Annotated in this window: 22 protein-coding genes; 10 read left to right on the forward strand and 12 right to left on the reverse strand. The window is 37.7% G+C overall.

Going from position 1 to position 21497, the window contains the following annotated elements:
- Nucleotide 1: 1 nt before the first annotated feature.
- Nucleotides 2–967 (forward strand): AAA family ATPase, encoded by a 966-nt coding sequence (locus G9H60_RS00200; RefSeq protein WP_223142121.1) that lies wholly within the window; start codon nt 2–4, stop codon nt 965–967.
- A 75-nt stretch (nt 968–1042) separates the two neighbouring features.
- Here G9H60_RS00200 and G9H60_RS00205 read toward each other — a convergent pair whose 3' ends face one another.
- From G9H60_RS00205 to G9H60_RS00215, 3 genes are read right to left on the reverse strand one after another with little or no spacing between them, the layout of a single operon-like run.
- Nucleotides 1043–1837 carry a thymidylate synthase gene (locus G9H60_RS00205; RefSeq protein WP_109322699.1) on the reverse strand — a complete coding sequence of 265 codons (795 nt, stop codon included), beginning with the start codon at nt 1835–1837 and terminating at the stop codon, nt 1043–1045.
- A 3-nt stretch (nt 1838–1840) separates the two neighbouring features.
- Nucleotides 1841–2278, reverse strand: coding sequence for an OsmC family protein (locus G9H60_RS00210; RefSeq protein ID WP_223142122.1), 438 nt, complete (start codon nt 2276–2278; stop codon nt 1841–1843).
- 1 nt (nt 2279) lies between these two features.
- Nucleotides 2280–3620: an alkaline phosphatase D family protein gene (locus G9H60_RS00215; protein WP_223142123.1), complete on the reverse strand. Its 1341-nt coding sequence runs from the start codon at nt 3618–3620 to the stop codon at nt 2280–2282.
- Between the two features lie 44 nt (nt 3621–3664).
- Between G9H60_RS00215 and lysA the strand changes: the two genes are divergently transcribed.
- Complete coding sequence (lysA, locus tag G9H60_RS00220) at nt 3665–4900, forward strand: diaminopimelate decarboxylase (protein ID WP_223142124.1); 1236 nt, start codon at nt 3665–3667, stop codon at nt 4898–4900.
- Between the two features lie 75 nt (nt 4901–4975).
- Here the strand turns inward: lysA and G9H60_RS00225 are convergent, their stop codons facing one another.
- Together G9H60_RS00225 and G9H60_RS00230 are read right to left on the reverse strand one after the other, a co-directional pair.
- Nucleotides 4976–5662 (reverse strand): DUF4386 domain-containing protein, encoded by a 687-nt coding sequence (locus tag G9H60_RS00225; protein WP_223142125.1) that lies wholly within the window; start codon nt 5660–5662, stop codon nt 4976–4978.
- 411 nt (nt 5663–6073) lie between these two features.
- The gene (locus tag G9H60_RS00230) at nt 6074–7504 is read right to left on the reverse strand and encodes a circularly permuted type 2 ATP-grasp protein (protein ID WP_223142126.1); all 1431 of its coding nucleotides are present in this window, start codon (nt 7502–7504) and stop codon (nt 6074–6076) included.
- 274 nt (nt 7505–7778) lie between these two features.
- On the opposite strand from G9H60_RS00230, the gene G9H60_RS00235 reads away from it, so the two are divergent.
- Both G9H60_RS00235 and G9H60_RS00240 read left to right on the forward strand, forming a co-directional pair.
- A complete protein-coding gene (locus G9H60_RS00235) occupies nt 7779–8264 on the forward strand; it encodes a methylated-DNA--[protein]-cysteine S-methyltransferase (RefSeq protein WP_223142127.1) in 486 nt (161 codons plus the stop codon).
- Between the two features lie 14 nt (nt 8265–8278).
- Complete coding sequence (locus G9H60_RS00240) at nt 8279–9946, forward strand: helix-hairpin-helix domain-containing protein (RefSeq protein WP_223142128.1); 1668 nt, start codon at nt 8279–8281, stop codon at nt 9944–9946.
- Here the strand turns inward: G9H60_RS00240 and G9H60_RS00245 are convergent.
- Nucleotides 9943–10665, reverse strand: a complete 723-nt coding sequence (locus G9H60_RS00245) for an LOG family protein (protein ID WP_223142129.1) — start codon at nt 10663–10665, stop codon at nt 9943–9945. The two genes, G9H60_RS00240 and G9H60_RS00245, sit on opposite strands and share 4 nt — an antisense overlap.
- Nucleotides 10666–10746: 81 nt before the next feature.
- Here G9H60_RS00245 and rpiB point away from each other — a divergent pair, with 81 nt between their 5' ends.
- Nucleotides 10747–11184: a ribose 5-phosphate isomerase B gene (rpiB, locus tag G9H60_RS00250; RefSeq protein WP_223142130.1), complete on the forward strand. Its 438-nt coding sequence runs from the start codon at nt 10747–10749 to the stop codon at nt 11182–11184.
- Here the strand turns inward: rpiB and G9H60_RS00255 are convergent.
- A complete protein-coding gene (locus G9H60_RS00255) occupies nt 11181–12548 on the reverse strand; it encodes a hypothetical protein (protein WP_223142131.1) in 1368 nt (455 codons plus the stop codon). The genes rpiB and G9H60_RS00255 overlap by 4 nt on opposite strands.
- Before the next feature lie 85 nt (nt 12549–12633).
- On the opposite strand from G9H60_RS00255, the gene rbfA reads away from it, so the two are divergent.
- The gene (rbfA, locus tag G9H60_RS00260; RefSeq protein ID WP_223142132.1) at nt 12634–13008 is read left to right on the forward strand and encodes a 30S ribosome-binding factor RbfA; all 375 of its coding nucleotides are present in this window, start codon (nt 12634–12636) and stop codon (nt 13006–13008) included.
- A gap of 11 nt (nt 13009–13019) precedes the next feature.
- The gene (locus G9H60_RS00265; protein ID WP_223142133.1) at nt 13020–14243 is read left to right on the forward strand and encodes an ABC transporter permease; all 1224 of its coding nucleotides are present in this window, start codon (nt 13020–13022) and stop codon (nt 14241–14243) included.
- Here G9H60_RS00265 and G9H60_RS00270 read toward each other — a convergent pair.
- From G9H60_RS00270 to G9H60_RS00290, 5 genes are read right to left on the reverse strand one after another with little or no spacing between them, the layout of a single operon-like run.
- A complete protein-coding gene (locus tag G9H60_RS00270) occupies nt 14230–15468 on the reverse strand; it encodes a dicarboxylate/amino acid:cation symporter (RefSeq protein ID WP_223142134.1) in 1239 nt (412 codons plus the stop codon). The genes G9H60_RS00265 and G9H60_RS00270 overlap by 14 nt on opposite strands.
- Nucleotides 15469–15473: 5 nt before the next feature.
- Nucleotides 15474–15920: an SRPBCC family protein gene (locus G9H60_RS00275; protein ID WP_223142135.1), complete on the reverse strand. Its 447-nt coding sequence runs from the start codon at nt 15918–15920 to the stop codon at nt 15474–15476.
- A gap of 10 nt (nt 15921–15930) precedes the next feature.
- On the reverse strand, nt 15931–16239 hold the full coding sequence (locus G9H60_RS00280; protein ID WP_223142136.1) for a hypothetical protein: 309 nt from the start codon (nt 16237–16239) through the stop codon (nt 15931–15933).
- A gap of 4 nt (nt 16240–16243) precedes the next feature.
- Nucleotides 16244–16918: a hypothetical protein gene (locus G9H60_RS00285; RefSeq protein WP_223142137.1), complete on the reverse strand. Its 675-nt coding sequence runs from the start codon at nt 16916–16918 to the stop codon at nt 16244–16246.
- Nucleotides 16919–16975: 57 nt separating this feature from the next.
- Nucleotides 16976–18151 (reverse strand): class I SAM-dependent methyltransferase, encoded by a 1176-nt coding sequence (locus G9H60_RS00290; RefSeq protein WP_223142138.1) that lies wholly within the window; start codon nt 18149–18151, stop codon nt 16976–16978.
- A gap of 91 nt (nt 18152–18242) precedes the next feature.
- Between G9H60_RS00290 and G9H60_RS00295 the strand changes: the two genes are divergently transcribed.
- The 3 genes from G9H60_RS00295 to G9H60_RS00305 are packed head-to-tail and all read left to right on the forward strand — an operon-like array spanning nt 18243 to nt 21489.
- On the forward strand, nt 18243–18731 hold the full coding sequence (locus G9H60_RS00295) for a (2Fe-2S)-binding protein (RefSeq protein ID WP_223142139.1): 489 nt from the start codon (nt 18243–18245) through the stop codon (nt 18729–18731).
- A complete protein-coding gene (locus tag G9H60_RS00300) occupies nt 18728–20911 on the forward strand; it encodes a xanthine dehydrogenase family protein molybdopterin-binding subunit (RefSeq protein WP_223142140.1) in 2184 nt (727 codons plus the stop codon). The genes G9H60_RS00295 and G9H60_RS00300 overlap by 4 nt, the downstream gene beginning before the upstream one ends.
- The gene (locus tag G9H60_RS00305; protein ID WP_223142141.1) at nt 20908–21489 is read left to right on the forward strand and encodes a nucleotidyltransferase family protein; all 582 of its coding nucleotides are present in this window, start codon (nt 20908–20910) and stop codon (nt 21487–21489) included. Before G9H60_RS00300 ends, G9H60_RS00305 begins: the two co-directional genes overlap by 4 nt.
- Nucleotides 21490–21497 lie beyond the last annotated feature (8 nt).

The raw sequence follows: 21497 nt of genomic DNA on the forward strand, positions 1-21497 counted from the left end.
AATGAACGACGTACAATTAGCCGAATCATTTGTTAAGGATTTCCAACGTATCAAAACAGCCGTTGCAGAACGTATTGTAGGTCAAGATGAAATTATTGATTTACTTCTCATTTCCTTGTTTTGCGAGGGACACTGTTTATTAGTAGGTGTACCAGGATTAGCCAAAACTCGTTTGGTACATACGGTGGCTGCATTGACGGATTTGGAGTTTCGCAGGATACAATTTACTCCAGATTTAATGCCCTCTGATATCATTGGGGCGGAAGTAATGGATGGACAAAGGAATTTTGTGTTTAATCGTGGACCAATTTTTTCCAATATCGTATTAGCGGATGAAATCAACCGTACACCTCCTAAGACGCAATCTGCCTTATTAGAAGCTATGCAAGAAGAAACCGTGTCGGTAGCAGGTGAGAGTTATCCTTTACCTAAACCATTCTTTGTCTTAGCTACGCAGAATCCCATTGAACAGGAAGGAACCTATCCGCTTCCAGAGGCGCAGTTAGACCGCTTTTTGTTCATGTTGGTCTTGGATTATCCATCCTACGAAGAAGAAGTTGCCGTGGTACGTATGTCAGAGAAATCAAATGCGGAGACCCTGCCAGCATCTATTTTAAATGCACATACTTTATTGGAATACCAACAATTGGTTAAGCGAGTACCTGTACCAGATCATGTAGTTGAAACAGCTGTAAAATGGGTACATCAAACAAGACCTAATTCCGCTTTGTCTACCGAAGTGACCAATTCCTATATTTCTTGGGGGGCTGGTCCTAGAGCATCTCAAAATTTGATTTTAGCTGCGAAATGCCGCGCCTTATTGCAAGGTAGATTTTCACCCAATGTGGAAGACGTACGTGCTGTTGCTGTGCCCGTTCTTCAACATCGTATTATTTTGAACTACAAAGCAGAATCACAGGGATTGAATGCCGCAGAGGTGGTGAGGAGAATTGTTGGAAGTGATTAGTTAATAGGGTTTAGTGATTAGTTATTAGGGTTTAGTTATTTTTCTAATACCTAAACCCTAATAACTAATCACTGTTTACACGGCCACCGGAGCCTTAATACCTGGATGAGGGTCATAGTTTTCAAGAGTGAAATCCTCGTAAGTAAATTCAAAGATATCTTTCACGGCAGGATTAATTTTCATTTGTGGCAAAGCTCTCGGTTCACGAGATAATTGTTTCTCCACTTGTTCCATATGATTGGAATATAGGTGAGTATCTCCACCAGTCCATACAAAATCTCCTAGGCCTAAATCACATACCTGAGCTATCATCATGGTTAATAGGGCATAGCTAGCAATGTTAAATGGAACCCCCAAGAATACATCAGCCGAACGTTGGTATAACTGACATGATAATTTTCCGTCAGCTACATAAAACTGGAATAGGGCATGGCAAGGCATTAAGGCCATTTTAGGTAAATCAGCAACATTCCAAGCAGAAACAATGATTCTACGAGAATCTGGGTTGGTTTTTAGCGTATGAATAACTTCTTTGATTTGGTCAATAACTTGACCATTGGGACCTTCCCAAGAACGCCATTGTTTACCATAAACAGGCCCTAAATCTCCGTTTTCATTGGCCCACTCATCCCAAATAGAAACTTCATGTTCTTTTAAGTACTGAATATTAGTTTCGCCCTTCAAGAACCACAATAACTCGTAAATGATGGATTTGGTATGTACTTTTTTAGTAGTCAACATGGGGAAACCCTCCTCTAAGTTGAAACGCATTTGGTAGCCAAATACACTTAAAGTTCCTGTACCTGTACGGTCCGATTTAAAGGTTCCGTTTTCTTTAATATGGCGTAATAGGTCTAAATATACTTTCATGGATTAAATTTCAAAGGCTTCACCGTTCAACAATAGAGTATGGGTAATCACAGAACTTGGTTCTAATTGGGCAGTAGCTGAGCAATATTTATCCATGGACATTTGTATAGCTTTCAATGCTTTTGTGCCGTCAATATTACCTTGTAATTCAAACTGAATGTTGATCGTTCTAAACGGCGTTTTTTCTGTTCCTTCAATTTTTTCTCGCATACCTGAAACGCGGATTTGAAAATCATCTACGACTTGTCTTTGTTTCTTTAAAATTAAGATGACATCAATAGCTGTACAACCTCCTAAACCCATCAAAAGTAATTCCATGGGTCTAGCGCCTGCATTATGCCCACCGATTCCTTCAGCGGCATCGATATGAACTGGTATGGCAGAATTGCCTCTGGCTTCGAAATGAAAATCTTGATCTACTCGGTTTAATACAACTTCCATATTATTTCAATTGACTTGATGTGATACGTTGTTTCCACAATTCCTTCCCTTCTGAATTCACTAAATTAATCTCTAATATACGATCTTTTAGTGGACCACTAACAGAAATATGGGCAAAAGCACGTTGATCGCTCACTGTTCCTGGCACTAAGGTTTTATTTAAATCCTCTGGAGTAGGTTTGGCAGTTCCTGCTGTTAATGGGGAAACTGTTAAATCAAACAAAGGATAGGTACCTGGGCGTTCCATTTTCCAAAAACTTGACCAATGACGGTCACCTGAAATGAACAATACACCAGGGATATTTCTATTTTTAATCTCTTTCAATAATTGGTTGTGCTCTTGTTCATAGTTGGCCATGTTTTCAAATACTTTGGCAGGATTAATCACTTGTCCACCATTCACAATGATTTTAAAACTTGCTCTACTGGTCGTTAAAGCATCTAATAACCATTGCAATTGCTTTTGTCCAAAGTAATCCTTGGCTGGATTCTTCTCATCATTGGGGGCTTTAAACCAACGGTCATCCATCATGAAAAACTCGACATCGGCCCATTGGAACATACCGGTAACAGCTTCATTGGGATAAACAAAATTGGGGTTACCCCAATACAATTTAAACAATTCTAGCGAGGTATTTTTTAATGCAAATGAACGATCAGCGTCATTAGGGCCATAATCATGGTCATCCCAAATGGCATAATGGTGCGTACTTGCCAATAAAGGCTGAACAGATTTTTGTCCACGGGTATGGTCATTGCGATGAATCATGCCCGTTCTTGTATTCCAATCTGCTTCACGGTAATAAAAGTTGTCGCCACCCCAAATCATGAAATCAGGCTTTTTGTCGTAAATCGCCTTGTAGATTTCATCCGCTCCGCCATAGGGTCTTCCGGGTCTGTCGGTAGCCTCTTCATTGATGTAATTACAAGAACCTACTACAAATTGGAAGTTAGGAGGATCAGTTCGGTATTGCCAAAGAGCCTGCGTTTGAAATTCCAAAGGGTAGTCAAAATTGACCTTTTTGTTATCTACCCACACTTCATAGGTGTATTTTTTACCCATGCTAACTTCGTCGGCAATGATTCGAGCGATATTGGCTTGAGATTTTTGTGTGCTTATGGAGGAAGAATGATGAATCGATTTATTAGCATCACTACCTTTTTCCCAATATTTGATTTTCACCTGAGCAGGCTTTTGAGTTTGTACCCAGATTAAGACTTCTTTCATTTCAGAATAGCCCAACATGGGACCACTTTTTACCTGTGCCCAAGCAGAAAAAATGGCTGAAATTCCGAAGAATAAGCTGAGTAGGATTAGTCTTATTTTGTTTGTTGACTGCATAGATAAGAAGATTAGCACTATCTTTGTGCCTTAATTTATTTACAATGGCCTATTATTCCATTCAAGGTATTCCTTTGACAACCCTTGCCAAACAATTTGGTACACCTCTTTACGTATATAATGCCGACAAAATTAGAGAAAAAATCTCGGTTCTTCGATCGGCTTTTGATGATATATCCTTGTCGATCAAGTACGCTTGTAAGGCAAATACGAATATCTCGGTATTAAAGTTGATGTTGGCAGAAGGAGTGGACTTGGATGTGGTTTCGCCACAGGAATTGGAATTAGGTTTATTGGCAGGATATCGAGGCGACCAAATAACCTTCACACCCAGTGGAGTGGAATTTGCGGAAATCGAATTTGCCGTTTCTAAAGGAGCGATTGTGAATTTGGATAATTTGTCGGTCTTAGAAAAATTTGGCCAACAATATGGATCATCTGTACCTTGTTTATTGCGTATTAAGCCTCACGTTTATGGAGGAGGAAATGCCAAAATCATGACAGCTCATCCAGAATCTAAATTTGGTATATCGATTCATCAAAAAGCGGAGATTTTGAATTTAGTGAATCAATATCAAATCAAAGTCATTGGTTTACATCAACATACGGGTTCTGATATTAAAGATGGAAAGACTTTTGAGCAAGCAGCTTCTGCTTTGTTTGAATTTGCGAAGGACTTTCCAGATTTAGAATTGATGGATTTGGGAGGAGGATTTAAAGTACCTTATTCTCCTGAAGATCCAGGGGTAAACATGCAGGAGATTGGTCAAATCATGGGCAATGCCTTCTTGAAATTTTGTGCCCATTATGGCAAAGAATTGAAGCTTTGGGTGGAACCAGGTAAGTTTTTAGTGTCAGAAGCTGGAACTTTATTGACTACCGCAACGGTGGTTAAGCGTGATCCTATTAAAACATTTGTGGGCATTAATTCAGGATTGAACCATTTGATTCGTCCTATGATGTACGGTTCTTATCATTATATTTTCAATGCTTCCAATGAGGAAGATGCTCAGCAAGACGCTTACCGTGTGGTAGGAAATATATGTGAAACAGATACTTTCTCTTTTGATTTTGATGGAAATCAAAACGAACGTATACTAAATGAAGTGAACGAAGGGGATGTAATAGCCTTCGCGAATGCAGGTGCCTATGGTTTTACGATGGCCTCACATTATAATTCTCGCTTTCTTCCTGCCGAAGTATTAGTGGACCATGCAGAAGCTAAACTAGTTCGCAAAAGAGATACTTTGGAGGATTTGGTGAGAAACCAGATATACTAGTTATTCTTGTTTAGGGTTTAGTGTTTGAGATTTGTCAAATTTTCAAAATTTGACAAATCTAAGCTTAGGCAAATCTTAGCACTTTGATGTGTCAATTCCTTTGATGAGTAACCACAAACAAAGAGACAATTCACCTACAAAAATCGGAATGGCAAGGAACATGAACATAGGATTGGCAAATCCTTTGGAGAGAAACATGGTAAAACTATTGATCAAATAGCAGAGTCCAGCTATGGCATATAATAAGCCAATAATTTTTGGTATTGCATTGGTTTTGAAAATGATATATCCAATTATCATACAATAAAATCCAAAGAATACTAAACCAATTCCATAACCTTGTGCTTGAATATTCAAGGACAAAAGAGAGAGTGTTGCGAGTTGGCTTGGTTGAAAAGGTGTTAAGTAAGCGTCATTACTTAAAAGTAACAAGGGGGTAATTTGATTTAATAGATTGACTGCAATAATGGCCGTTTGAATAATAACCATGGCTAAAGCAATTTGCAGGATGAGCTTATTCGATTTTTTGAAAAAGTGATACATGATCAATATGGTGGGTATTCCTATAACAAAATTGATCAGGTCAGCAGCAAAACCCCAACGATACAGCATTTCATTCGTTTGAATATTGTGGGCAGTTGCCAATGCATTATTGGGCACTCGTAATGCTTGCCTGACAAAAACTTCTGAAAACAATCCGGTAGCAATTACCATTAAATAGCAAAGCACTGCAATTCGGGCAAAATTTTTATCTGAAATCATGTTTTGTCGGAAGTATCATTGAATGTAAATTATTTCCATGTAAAGTAAAATTACAAACAATAGCCACAATAATCATAGTGGCTTATTTTTCTGGTGGAGAGCCAATCAAAGATGCTATACCCAAAATAGGCATGACACGAATTTACCCTAATTGATTTATTCAAGTCCTTGTAAGTAGCGTGTAAAACTTGCCATTCATTCAGTTTTCACTAGTGTTCAAGTGATGTAAACGTTGGTGAAATTCTTGATTTCTTCGAGTTTGATTTTTTGTGGTCATCATGCCACATTCTTTTACATGAGTCCTTAACAGTTCAAGTAGTAAAGAATGTGACATAAATCCATGAACTAAAAATCTTCGTTCTCTATTCTACCATCTACATTTTCTAATAACTAAACCCTAATCCCTAACAACTAATAAAGCACCCACGTGTCCTTCGAGCCGCCGCCTTGTGAGGAATTGACTACTAAGGAGCCTTTTCTAAGTGCTACACGGGTTAAACCTCCTGGGATTACCTTGACTTCATTTCCGTATAAAATATAAGGTCTTAAGTCCACATGGCGCCCTTCTGGATGGTCTTCTATCAAACAAGGTACTCGCGACAAGGATATAGTCGGTTGAGCAATGTAGTTTCTAGGATTTTCTAAAATGTATTTCTTGAATTTTTCTTGTTCCTCTTTAGTTGATTTGGGGCCAATCAACATCCCATATCCTCCTGCTTCATTGGCTTCTTTCACCACCAGTTTTTCAATGTTTTCTAAGACATATTTTCTGTCGGCTTCTTCGCCACAGATGTAGGTTTCCACATTAGGTAAGATGGCATCTTCGCCTAAATAGTATTTGATGATTTTAGGGACATAAGCATAGATTACCTTATCATCGGCCACTCCTGTGCCAGGTGCATTGGCTAAGGCGACTCTACCTTTTTTATACACTTCAAATATACCCGGAATACCAATCATGGAATCAGGATTGAAAGTTTGCGGGTCTAAGAAGGTATCATCAATACGACGGTAAATCACATCTACGATTTTGAAACCTTTGGTTGTACGCATTTTGACATAGCCCTCATGAACGACCAAATCCCTAGCATCCACTAATTCTACACCCATTTGTTGAGCTAAATAGGAATGTTCAAAATAGGCCGAATTGTAAATACCTGGAGTTAAAACCACCACAGTAGGCTCGGGGCGATCGCTGATGAAACGTAACATTTCCAACAGTTTATGTGGGTAATCAGAAATGGTTCTAATCTGAGTTTTGGCCACTACCTCAGGAAATGTTTGTTTGAATAATTCCCTGTTTTCCAACATATAGGATACACCGGATGGACAGCGTAAATTGTCTTCCAATACCATGAATTCTCCATTGTCACCACGTATCAAATCCGTGCCTGTAATATGAATCCAAATGTTTTTAGGTGGCTTAATCCCCATGCAAGGAGCTAAAAAGTTTTTGGAAGAATAAATAACTTCTTTGGGAATGATTCCGTCTTTGATGATTTTTTGATCGGAATAAATATCGGATAAAAATAAATTTAATGCTGTGATTCGCTGTACTAGCCCCTTCTCCACATTATTCCAATCAGAACCATTCACTATTCTAGGGATGATATCTACGGGCATAATACGCTCTGTACCTTCATTTTCAGAATAGACATTGAACGTAATCCCCATGGCCATTAAGGCTCTTTCGGCAGATTGATGTCGACGTAAAAACTCTTCTTTACTTAATTGTTCTACGCGTTCTTTAAATGGTTCATATCCTTCACGAACTAGTCCTTCCGGACTAAACATTTCGTCGTAAAATCCTTCTGTTTGGTAATCTTTAAATGAGAAATTCATAGGCCTTATTATTTATGCAATGCTTGATTAGGTAATAATTTAGGATTTTATTTCTGGAAAAAAAAGAACTTTTGAATGGTAAATGGTTAATGGTAAGTGGTAAATTGGATTGTATATCTTCTATATCGTTGATGATTACTTAATACTTTGGTAAACTTTTATTCGTATTTAATATAATAATAATTTCTCTTGGGTACATTTAATAATCAAATTACCTGATCAAATTTGTTATAAAATCATTCACCATTCACCATTTACCATTTACAATTAAATTATGTTTTTCTACCATTCACCCATCGGGTTTTTACAAATTGGACTTTCAGATAAAGGCTTGACTTCATTACAATTTGTAGAACAAGGGGGTAATGATGTCATACCCGATAAGTTAAAAAGGATGCAAGAAGAAGTTGTTAGGAACTTGGATGCATATTTTGAGAAACCTAATTGGAAGTGGACTTGTCCTGTTGATTTTTCATCAGCGACTACTTTTCAAAAGAAAGTTTGGTCAGCTTTGTTAGAAATTCCAGTAGGAGAGGTAATGTCCTACCAACAAATAGCCGAGTTAATCGAACAACCTAAAGCGGCTCAGGCAGTTGGAAATGCCAATGCCCAAAATCCGGTTCTCTTGTTAGTGCCATGTCATCGAGTAATCGGATCTGATGGCTCCTTAGTGGGTTATCGAGGAGAATTGTGGAGAAAAGAATGGTTGTTAAAACATGAAGGATATCCTGGCCTCATTCAGCAATTGAATCTTTTTTAGGCTTATCTTTGGGCATGGGAAATGATGAAATTGTCGACGCACTAGAATTGTTGGTGAAACTATGGGATGTCCATGGGATAAACGAGTTTAAAAGCAAGAATCTAGCTTTTGCTGCCCGTGGATTGGATAAGTATCCCGGTAAAATTTCCTCTCTTTCAGAATCTGAATTATTACAAATACCCGGTGTAGGTAAATCCATTGTTAAAATCATTTTAGATTTAATTCAAGTTGGGAGTAGTTCCGACTTAGATGGAATATTGGAACAAACTCCTCCAGGGATACTGAATTTGTTGAAAATCAAAGGTCTAGGACCCAAGAAAGTTGGACTTATTTGGAAGGAAATGGGTATTACTGATTTAGATGATTTATTAACTGCTTGTGAGGAAAATCGCTTGGAGCAATTGAAAGGCTTTGGAAAAGCCGTTCAAGAAAATGTGCAGTTATACATTCAGTTTCTCAAACAAAACTCCAAAAAGCTTCGATTGGATAAAGCTACCCATCTGTCCCAAATCATTTTGGAGCAGTTGAAATCGAAATTCAGTCAAGTAGCCGAAGCAGGGGACTTGTCTAGGAATTGTGAAGTCATTTCTGAACTTGTTTTCTTGGTAGAATCAACCGATATTTTTGGCTCAGGCTCGCTCATCAATTCCATTGAAGGAATGGAAGAGGATATCAAAGAATCATCTCCATTTACTTGGAGGGGATTTTTTCATGGCCATTTATTAGCAATTCAAATCCACGTAATAGCTCCAGATCAATGGGAAAATGCCTTATTTCAACAGGTGGCTCATCCAGAACATTTGACCGCAATTCAATTTTATAAGCATTTTCAAGGGAAGTCGATTTCCTCTGATAAAGAAGTGTATGATACCTTGAATTTGCCCTACATCATTCCTGAAATGCGGGAAGGATTTAAGGAATTTGAGTGGTCGCAAAAGTATCAGTCCGAAGAATTGATTCAATATTCCGACTTGAAAGGATGTCTACACAATCATTCCACCTATTCCGATGGTAAAAATACCTTATTAGAAATGGCTGAGGCTTGTCGAGCACAAGGATTACAATATTTTGGTATTGCAGATCACTCTCAATATGCTGCCTATGCCAATGGCTTGAAAGAAGATCGTGTCATAGCTCAGCAGGAAGAAATTGACCAATTGAATGCGCAATGGAACGATTTCTGTATCTTAAAAGGTATAGAAGCTGATATTTTACCGGACGGTTCTTTGGATTATGATGCATCTGTTTTAGCTCGATTTGATTATGTGGTAGCTTCGGTACATGCCCAGTTGGCCATGGATATAGACCGCTCCATGCCCCGTGTCATTAAGGCTATTGAAAATCCTTATACTTCCATATTGGGTCATCCTACAGGTCGACTATTACTTACGCGCGCTGGTTTTCCATTGCATATGGACAAGATTTTAGATGCCTGTAAGGCCAATGGTGTTAGTATTGAATTGAATGCAAGTCCGTATCGCTTGGATTTAGATTGGCGATACATATATGATGCCATGGACAAAGGGATATATGTTTCCATCAACCCTGATGCCCACCAAATTGAAGGCATCAGAGATATGGAATATGGGGTCAAAGTAGGTAGAAAAGGAGGTTTGTTGCGTTCCTTAACCTTGAATGCTTTGAATATACAAGACTTGAAGACCTTTTTTAAAAAGGCTTAGAAGTTTGGTTTCAATAGGTATTTAGCGTAGAATTCATCAATCACGCGAACTGCTTCGGTGGGGGTATCTACTAAGGAAAATAAATCCAAATCTTCTTCATTGATATTCCCTTGAATTATCATGGTGTTTTTTACCCAATCAATTAAACCTTTCCAATAGTCCGTTCCTACCAATACTACAGGAAAACGGCCAATTTTATGGGTTTGAATGAGGGTTAATGATTCAAACATTTCATCTAATGTGCCAAAGCCACCCGGCATAATGATAAATCCTTGTGAATATTTTACAAACATCACTTTCCTGACAAAGAAGAAATCAAAATTGATATTCTTATCGTGGTCAATATAAGGATTGGCAAATTGTTCAAAGGGTAATTCAATATTTAATCCAACGGATCTACCACCTTCAGTTTTTGCTCCTTTATTACCTGCTTCCATGATACCTGGACCACCACCAGTAATAACACCATAGCCGTGTCTTACCAATTTGGCGGCAATTTCTTCTGCAACTTGGTAATAGGGATTGTCTGGTTTTGTTCTGGCTGATCCGAATATGGAAACACATGGACCAATTTTTGAAAGTTTATCAATGCCTTCCACAAACTCACTCATAATCTTGAAAATCCTCCAAGATTCTTCCGATTTTATTTGTGCCCAGGTTTTGTCTCCAAATGCTTTTTTGATTTTTTCTTCTTCGTGCTGCCGATCGTTCTCCAACATAAATTTATTCTTTTGATACTACGCAAATGTAGGATTTATCCGCTTACCTTTGTCAAGAATTTAGAACTAAAATACAAGACAATGAGCTTAACTTTTGCTGTTGGTGGTGATCACGCCGGATTTGATTATAAAAATGATTTGATTGATTTCTTATCTGAAAGAGGAATCACAGTGAAGGATTATGGTACTTTTTCTGCGGATTCCGTGGATTATCCAGATTTTGCTCATCCTGTGGCTTCGGCCGTAGAAAATGGTGAACAGCGTTTTGGATTGTTATTGTGTGGAAGTGCCAATGGAGTAGCTATTACAGCCAATAAGCATCAAGGAATTCGTGCTGGATTAGCATGGAATGTTGAAGTAGCTAAATTAATTCGTCAACATAATGATGCCAATGTTATTTGTTTACCTGTTCGCTTCATTTCTTTAGAGGAAGCAAAAGCTTGCTTAGCAGCATTTATTGAAACCCCTTTTGAAGGTGGCCGCCATCAAGGACGTGTTGGTAAAATTTCTTGCAGCTAATTCTTTTGGTATAGTTTGGGTGAGATTTGTCGATACGACTTCTTCAAACTAGGTAAATAGACACTCAGTTTTTTGATGTTGTTTTCTGCATCGTAAATATAATCTGGAGCGTCTTTTTCAAAATATTCATGAAGTAAAACTACGTTTTTGTATTGATCCAAATTGGAGAAAAGAGGTTTAGCTAAATCCCAATTAACAAAAGGACCAACCATCTGGTTTCCTAAATATTCCTCAATTTGAGGCCCTAAGACCATCAATCGTTGATTTTTTAAAGTTAATGTTGGATCGGGTATGCGCTCACGATCCTTGTTTTTGACTTCTATTTGCACATTGTACCAGGTTCCTGCAATCAATAACCAAATAGCTATTTCTTTTAAAATGGCATTGCTACTTAAATGAAAAATATTTAATCCAAAATAGGCTAGAGCAGGAAGGAAAAATAGCAAATTGATACGAATCAAGGATGGAACGGTCAAGGTTGCCAACACGGCAGTAATGAGCCAAATTAAATTGGTTTGCTGTCCTTTTTGGGCATTGGAACGAATTCTTCTACTACGTAAAACCAACCAAAATCCCCAAATTCCAATGAATAAAGCAGGAGCAAAAACTCCAGCTATTTGAGTGACTTCCAATTGTTCAGGGACCTGAAATTGAAAAGCCGAGCGTTTAAAAACCTGAATCATGAAAGGTAAATTCCCATTGATCGAGAAAAACAAAATATTTAATGAGAAAACCATTAAGAACCCGATGAACATTAAAACAATTTGTCGTAAGGTGATACCCGAATAAAAGAGTAGACTCAACAAAGCCCAAACAAAGAATAAGGAATAACTCAAGTAAAATAAACTAGCAATGGCGATGTAAATACCAATGAGTATCACACGATCATTGACTTGTAAAGTTCTTTGTTGATAAATAATTTCTCGCCATGCCAGCAATAAGAATGTTAAGCCAACTAAAGCAGGTCCAGGTGCTAAAAACTCTAAGGATAAATGAAAGATAATGGCATACATCAAAAAAGGTAAATACCCAATTTGTGGCATTAACTCAAAGCGCTGTATGGTTTGTTGGAAAATATAGCTTTGATAAATTACGATGATGGTAGATAAATAAATATTCCAATGAACAGGAATGGAAAACCATTGCACAATCTGATAAAATAGAGCGGCTAATGGAGCTGTATTGTCGCTAATGTCCTCATAAATCAAAAATCCTTGATTCAGCTTTTGGCCCAATAAATAATTCTTAATCTCCCAAGGAAATGGAGCTAAACCCCATTGCTGGATATAAAATAAACTTATAAGCCAAATTGCTACCAACAAAAGCGTAGGCAAGATGGAATCAGATTTGAAAATTTGGAACATATTTTTGGAACACCGTCCCTAAATTACGGTTAATCCAATTATTATTCTGAAATTTGTGAGATTTTTAGGTAAAGAAAGGAGAAATATGGAAAGCAAGCGTCAACAAAAGTTTGGTCGACAAATACAAAAGGATTTAAGTGATATCTTTCAAAAGGAATTTAAAGAGATTTTTGGAAAAGGTATGGTCACTATTACGGATGTAAAAATGAGCCCAGATTTATCGGCAGCTCGTTGTTATTTGAGCTTTCTTTTAGTAGAAAATCCTCAGGCAATCGTGGATATTTTGGAAGAAAAAACTAAAGCGATTCGCAATGCCTTAGCCAATCGTATTCGCCATCAAGTACGAATCATTCCTCATTTGTCGTTCTATTTAGACGATACTGCTGCTTATGCAGCTAAAATTGAAGCATTATTTGAAGGATTAGTCATTCCTCCAGCTACTGACGAGGAAGATAAATAAATTGTATTCCCTTGAATCTACCCTTATTTGTTGCAAAAAGGTATTTTTTCACCAAGTCTAAGGCGAGTTTTATCACCTTCATTTCCCGTATTTCCATGCTGGGGGTGGGAGTGGAAGTCATGGCTCTAATTTTGATTTTGTCAGTTTTTAATGGTTTAGAAGAATTTCAAAAAGGTTTATTCAAAACCTATGATCCAGATTTAAAGGTCATTTCTACCAAGGATGCTCGATTTACTCTTTCAGCCCAGCAATTAACAGCTGTAAAGTCATTAGAAGGAGTACGCTTTGTCAACCCTATTTTAGAGGATCAAGCCCTAATTCGTTATAAAAACAAGCAATTGGTGGTTCGTTTTAAAGGAGTGGATGAAGATTTTTTGAAGGCTGAGCGCTTAAAAAAACAAGTGGTGGAAGGAGATTATTTTATACAAAATGGAGAGCATGCCTTTGCTGTAGTGGGAATTGGAGTTTTTCTGAATATGGGTATGAGTTTTGAAGATGTATTTACTCCTATCGAAGCATGGTATCCCAACCATCAGGCCTTAAAGCGTTTCACCGTCAACGAACAATCCATACGAAGTAATCGATTTTTTCCTTCAGGTGTGATGGAAGTCGAGCAATCCTTTGATAATCAAATGATTTTAGTGCCACTAGCTTGGATGGAGGAATTGATGGGAGTTGAAAATCAAATTTCAGCCTTGGAAATTATGGTAGGTGATACAGCTGATGAACAACAAGTAAAATCAAAATTGACATCTTTATTAGGTAACTCCTTTCAAGTTCAGACACGAGATGAGCAACATGCCGCCCTTTTGAAAGCTATAAAGATTGAAAAATTCTTTGTTTTCCTCATCATGGCTTTTGTGATGGGAATTGCCTCTTTCACTTTATTTTATGCTCTTTCTTTGTTGGTGATTGAGAAAAAGAAAGACCTTTCCACCTTGTTGGCCATGGGTTTTACCAAAAAACACATGTTTCAAACCTTCTTATTGGTTGGAGTATTGATTAGCTTTTCAGGGGCTATCATTGGCATGATTTTGGGATACGGTTTAGGCTATATCCAACAGGAATTTGGGATCATATCTTTGGGAATACCCAATTCATTGATTGATGCTTATCCCATTCAAATGCGGATAGCGGATTTCTTGCAAACCTCTTTGGTGGTCATCATTATCACTTTTTTAGCCTCCATTTTTCCAGCTAGAAAAGCTGTAGAAATGACTTTTAAGCGTTCGTAGGTGGATTAAATTCCCCTTCCCACTTAGATACCACGCAAGTTGCTACTCCGTTTCCTGCCACTGACGTTACAGTTCTTCCCATATCCAAGAAGGGGTCAACTCCTAATAACAATGCAATTCCTTCTGCCGGTAAATTAAACATGGTTAAGGTTCCTGCAATAATTACCAAAGATGCTCTAGGGACACCTGCTATTCCTTTGGAAGTAATCATCAAGGTCAACAGCATGGTGATTTGTTGCTCTAAGCTTAAATGTACACCATAAGCTTGAGCGATGAATCCAGTAGCAAAAGTCATGTACAACATGGACCCATCTAAATTGAAACTATATCCTAGGGGTAATACAAAACCTACAATTCTGCGACTGCAACCAAATCGCTCTAAAGCGGCAATGGTTTGGGGAAAAGATGCCTCTGAACTAGCGGTAGAAAAGGAAATTAATAAGGCTTCTTTAAGCTCTTTTAATAAGGCCCAATATGGTATTTTATTGAAAATACAGATTAACCATAAAATGACGACCGTAAAAAATAAAAGGCCACCCAAGAAGCATATCATTAAATAACCATAACTAATTAAGATGCTTAAACCTTTATTCGCTACTACAGTAGTCATGGCCGCAAAAACAGCATAAGGAGCTACTTCCATCACATAATTAACCATCTTAAATACAACTTCGGCTAAGTTCTCAAAAACATGAATTAGCTTTTTTCCTGTTTCACCAATCGAGCCTAAAGCAACTCCAAAGAATAAGGAAAAGATGACAATTTGAAGGATTTCATTTTCAGCTAAAGCCTTGAAAAAACTATCAGGGAAAATATGTAATATGAAATCTTCTAATGTCTTTACTTTAGAGGCATCTATGCCTGTGGATGTTCCAGCAGCAGGTTTTGGCCAAGATTGTAAACTTCCCGGTTGGGTGATATTTACAACAACTAAACCCGTAACCAAGGAGAGTAGGGTAGCAAAATAAAAATATCCAATCGTTTTTAAACCAATTCTACCGACAGCTTTAAAGTCACCTAATTTGGCTATTCCCACCACCAGCGTACAAAAAACCAATGGCCCTACTATCATTTTGATTAAGCGCAGGAAAATTTTGGATATCACTTGAAATCGTTGCGCCCATTCATGACTTTCTTCAGGAGAAAAGGAGAGGAAGAAGTATTCTCCTAAAGCGAGTCCTAGGATGAAACCTAAGATGATTTTTTGAGTAAGGCTTAATTTCATATTGTTTAGCGAAGTGTAAGTAAAGACTTATAAAAAGGTTTGCGGTAGGCAATCATTCCCCAAAGTAAGGGATAAAGTAGAATATCTAAAAATTTGGAGGAAGTGGAATAAGTAATCTGATCAATGACCATGGTTTGATTATTGGCCAGTTTTTCCAAAATGTGCTGATGTTTCCATTGTTTTATACCTAAAGGAATGCGTCTTCCTTCATCGATAAAATAGATTTTATCAGCACTTTCAAAATCTTCCGTAATTTCAGAATCCCAATATAAACTAAAAAAGCCCAATTTGATTTCCAATTGGACTAAATCACCTTTTTTACAACCATCAAATCGATTGATGGAAATAGGAGGGAATGGTGGGGATAATTTGGTTAGTAATTCTTTATCAAATAGAGACCAAACATATTCAATAGGTGAATTTATGGGCGTTTGGACTCTAAATGATGGCATAAGGGTGGATTTACTTAATCATATAACTTACAAGACTAAGTAATGTTGAAAAGATGGCTTTAGCCCCTAGAACAATATATTTAGACCAATGACTGCTTTCTTCATTCAATTGTCCATCTTGTTGATTCTCATCTTCTTTTTTCTGGACCTGATTTATCTCTTTTTTTGCTGAGTTAACTAAAGGCTGCTTGAATTGCTTAGTACTATCTATTCCCACAAAATAGGTTTGTGGTCTCATGGCAGAATATTCTACCAATCCAAAACTACTCGTCATGATGTATATCATGAATACTCCCAAAAAATGAATTGATTTTTTCATGGGTTTAGTCTTTTATTTTCTTTTTTGCTGACTCTAATGCTTGATTTTGAAGAATTAAAGCGTCTTCAGTAGCTTTTTGATCTAATTTATTCTGCTCTTGGTTTGCGAGTAACTTCTCTTTTTCCAATTTAGCTTCTTCCAATTTCTTGGTTAATAATTCCGTTTGCTTTTTGTTTGCCTCTAATTCTCTAAGCAACCTCTCTGCAGACTTCGTATTTTTAATCTTTTGACTTGTCAGGTTAGCTAGTTTTTGCTCTTCTTTTCTTACGGCTTCTTCTAAATTGAGAATTTGAATAAAGTCTTCTAACCAAGCAGTAGCTTCTTTGAATTGAGCATGCCCTGTTTGAATGTAGTCATCAGGACCTAGAGCTATTGAAACAAACAATTTTGTTTTATTATTTTCTTCCGAAATTTTAGAGAGCAAGGGGAATGAGTTCTTGGAAATGGATGAAATACGTGTATCAAAACTGTTGATAGCTCCTCCTTTACCGTTTTCAACTCGACCAAATTTCTTCAAATAGTTTTTCCAGCTTTCAATGGCGTATTTTTCCTCTGAACCAAGATAAGTATAAAAGCCTTCTTTTTTTGAACGTTCAATCTCGGTCATGCCTGAAAATATCTGAGCTTGACTAACGAAGGCGCCGAAAACAAATACCGCTAGGAAAAAATACTTAGACATAGGCTTAATTTGTTGAATATAAAGAACAAAGGTAAATTTTTTAGTCAAAATACGAAATCAATTTACTGGACATTTTTCGGTAAGTGCGAAGACATTTTTTTGGTGAACATCTTGATAAGCAAAAAGTGTCCAAGGTCCACCTTCCTTTATCTTCCATTTCTTACGAATTTCTTCAGGACTCATTGGGAAGTTTCTCGTACTAATATTGGCTTTCCCAGAAGGAATATTGGCTTCAATCCACTTTTTATCTGGATTTCCATGGGCTATTACCTGAAATTGCCTTCCAGGAAAAGTAGCTTCTAGTTTAGTGGATGTATACAAATGGGTATTAATTCCCAATTTATGAAGGGTAGTCCCTGCAATTGATTTAAAAAATCCAGCCTTTAAAATTCCCGCATGTGGCTCATACAAGTATTGATCCAAAGTACTATGAGTAATTAAAGCCTCTCGTTCATCACTCAATTTCCCTTGAAAAATCAGACTTTTCGCTAAACTTAATTCATGAACTTCTAGGATAGGGTCCATGTTGGCATCCTTGGACTTAAGAAAAAGTAATTCCTTAACCTCATTTTTCACACAAATGATCCAGACTCGATCTACCCCTTGTAGGCTTTGTATAGCTCGAGTGATATCGAGTAGTGGACTAGTTTTTATTAATAATTGGGTGCCATTTTCAATCAAAGGTAAAAGTTCAATGGCATTGGGTTCGCAATCTTCCAATAAAATCACTTTTTCACCTTTAGATCCCCGTCTGGCTGGATCCAAGTAGATATAATCCCAATCCAAAGGATGCTTTTTCATATAGTCTATCCCGTCACCAAAAACATGTTGAATGGTATCACCTAATAAGACCTGATGATTGTGCTGAGTAATCTGACCTAATTTTTCATCTCTTTCCACATAGGTAAGGGTATTTCCTTTTTTGGCAAATGCCCAGCTGTCGACCCCCATTCCTCCAGTTAAGTCAATTATTTTTCCATGTACTAATCCAGCTTTAAAAAGAGCAGTATCTTCCGACGAAGCTTGTTCAAGGTTTAGTTGGGGCGGGAAAAAGACATTATTATTTGATATCCATGATGGTAATTTGTGCACCAGCTTTTGTCTAGCTTGAATTTGAGGAACTAACTTTTGTAATGAAATACCGTCAATTTGACCTTTTGACAGACTTAACTGATAAGGATCATCTTGAGCATGTTCTTGAATGAATTTGATTTCCTCTTTGGATAGCATCATGCAAATTAAAAGCCTTATGTTAAATTTCCCATCTAAGACGAAAGGAAATCGATTTTATTGTAAATTTATCATCTAATCTATAATCAAAGCCATGAGTAAGTACAGCATCAAACTTAATGGGAAGAAACATCTAATAGATGTAGCTTCTGATACGCCCCTTTTGTGGGTAATTCGTGATGAAATTGGGATGACAGGGACCAAATTTGGATGTGGTATGGGTCTTTGTGGCGCATGCACAGTTTTATTAAACGGAAATCCGATTCGATCTTGTTCAACACCCATTTCAAGCATCAAGCCCGAAGATAAATTGATAAGTATTGAAGGATTGTCCAACAATACAAGCCATCCAGTTCAATTAGCTTGGATCAAAGAACAAGTTCCTCAATGCGGTTATTGTCAATCTGGTCAGATCCTAACAGTGGCCTCTTTATTGGAGTCCAATCCTAATCCAACAGATCAAGATATCGATACTGCCTTGGCAGGAAATATTTGTCGATGTGGTACCTACCAAGACATGCGAAAAGCGATTCATACTGCCGCCAAAATGATGAAAAGCCAATCTAAAACGAAATCCAAATGAGCGCGAACATAAAAAAGCAAACCTCGAGAAGAGATTTTATCAAGATAAGTGCCCAAACGGCAGCTTTTCTTGCTATTGGTTTTGAAAATTTAGCCAATGGAAAAGGGCTTAAAGTCAAGAATTTGGCTCATGAACCTCATATTGGAGTAGAGATAAATCCATATGTACTAATCAATGAATCAGGTAAAGTAACCTTGTTTAACGCAAGACCCGATATGGGCCAAGGAACCTCGCAATCCATTCCTATGTTGATTGCAGAAGAATTGGAAGTTCGCTTAGACCAAGTAGAAATAGTGACATCCGATGGTTCGGCTAAATTTGGCTCTCAACTTTCGGGTGGTTCTTCTTCAGTAAGTACCCGTTACCTACCTATGAGAACCGTTGGGGCTGCTGTGAAAGAAATGCTTATTCAAGCTGCTGCTAACCAATGGCATGTTCCGGTTAGTGCTTGTTATGCCAAAGAGGGGCGTGTATACCAAAAGAATAAATCCATCAGCCTGGGATACGGTGAATTAGTCGCTTCAGCTGCAAAATTACCTGTACCCGCCAATCCTGTATTAAAAAATCCTGCTGATTTTACACAAATAGGTAAATCGATCCCAAGACCGGAAATTCCTTCTAAAGTGAATGGAACAGCTAAATTTGGTATGGATGTGCTTATTCCAGGAATGTTATACGCCAGTATAGCTCATGCTCCAAGTATTCATGCGAAAGTTAAATCCTATCAAGGGGAAAAAGCCATTGCTAGTCCAGGTGTAAAATTTGTTCTGAAAACTGAGCGTAAAATGCCTCACGCTAGTACAGAGGCTGTTGCCGTTTTGGCTGATTCCTATTGGGCAGCATTAAAAGGGAAACGTTTATTGAATATCGAATGGGAAAGTCCTGCTGCCGAAGATATGAATACTGAAAAGTACTTCAATCAATTGAAAGAAGCAGGTAAAAACCCAGGTTTTGAATACAAAGAATCGTTAACTGGAGATGTAAATAAAGCATTTGCAGGAGCCAATAAGGTTATTGAAGCTTCCTATCAAACACCGTTTTTAGCGCATGCGCCCATGGAACCGGAGAATGCTACCGTCTATGTTCAAGATGGTAAAGTGGAAGTTTGGGCTCCAGTACAAGGTCCCGATTCTTTAGTCACTGAGTTAGCAGCCTACCTAGGTATCAAAAAGGAGAATGTTAAAATCAATGTTACTTTTCTAGGCGGTGCTTTTGGTAGAAAAGCCTATTACGATTATGTATTGGAAGCAGCTCATTTATCCAAACAAATCAATGCTCCTGTCAAAGTAGTTTGGACTAGAGAAGATGATACCCAACAAGGTCCATTCCGTCCAGGTATGTTATCTGTCATGAAAGGTGCTCTTGATGCTCAAGGTAAGGTACAGGCTTTTGAACACCGTTTAAATGGTGCCTCTATTTTAAATCAGGTATTCCAAGTTCCTTTAGATAATGCCCCCGATCCTTGGGCAGAAGAAGGTATCAATTTGCCAGATAGCCCTTATGCTTTTCCAAATAGAAGAAATTCTTTCAGTCTAGTTAAAACTAAAATACCCATCCTATGGTGGCGCTCCGTATATGCTTCTACCAATTTATTTGGTCAAGAGTCATTCATAGATGAATTAGCTCATCAAGCAAAGAAAGATCCTTTGGCATTCAGATTAGAAATGCTAGCTGGTTCTCCTCGATTTGTTGGCGTTTTAAAGAAGCTAGCTGAATTGTCGAATTACCAACAATTAAAAGCCCAAGGTAAAGCCGTTGGTATTGCCATTGCCCGTTCCTTTTCTTCCATTTGTGCTCATGCCATCGTAGTAGAAAAACAAGGGAATGGTATCTTGATTAAAAAAGTCTATTCTGTGATTGATTGTGGAGTAGCCATTAATCCAAGAAATATCAAAGCTCAAGTGCAGAGCAACATTACCATGGGATTAACCGCTGCTATTAAGAATGAAATTACGGTAGTGAATGGACAAACCCAACAAAGCAATTTTCATGATTATGCGGTACTCAGACAAGGTGAAATACCTGAGATTGATGTATTCGTCATGTCAAGTAACGAAGCACCTGGTGGTGTAGGTGAGCCTGGACTTCCTCCAGTAGCTCCAGCTTTGTGTAATGCGGTATTTTTAGCTACCGGAAAACGTGTGAGAACATTACCATTTGATATTTCAAATATCTCATGATCGGACTTCTGTTAGCTGCAGGTACTTCTTCCCGACTAGGGGAGCCCAAGGCATTAATTCAATTAGGTCCGAAAACATTAGTTGAAAGGAGCTTGCAGGTTTTGCAAGTTCCTTTTATTGATCATGTCATTCTAGTTCTAGGTGCTGAAAAAGATGCTATTAAAAATGTAATTTCCCATGATAGTGTAGAAATTATGGAAAGCAAAGAATGGGCCTTAGGACAAGGAAATACATTGTCTGAAAGCATGAGAGCTTTAGCATCCCGACAAGAACCTATTCTTGTTATGCTAGTGGATACACCATTTGTTCAAGAAAAACATATTCAAGCTATCGTCAAAGCTCATCTTGCTAACCCTTCTCAAGTCATAGTGTCCTCTTTTCAAGGTCAGTCTTCTCCACCGGTATTGATTCCTTTTCAACATCAACATAAATTATATGATTGGAAAGGGGATAAGGGCTTTGGTCCTTTTTGGAAATCCCATCCTGACATTTGTCAATGGATTTCCTTTGAGGAGGAATACCGAGATTTAGATACGGCAGAGGATAAAAAGTATTGGCAGGAAAATTGGGATAAATAGTCCAAATA

It is taken from the genome of Aquirufa aurantiipilula (assembly GCF_019923745.1).
Classification (GTDB): domain Bacteria; phylum Bacteroidota; class Bacteroidia; order Cytophagales; family Spirosomataceae; genus Aquirufa; species Aquirufa aurantiipilula.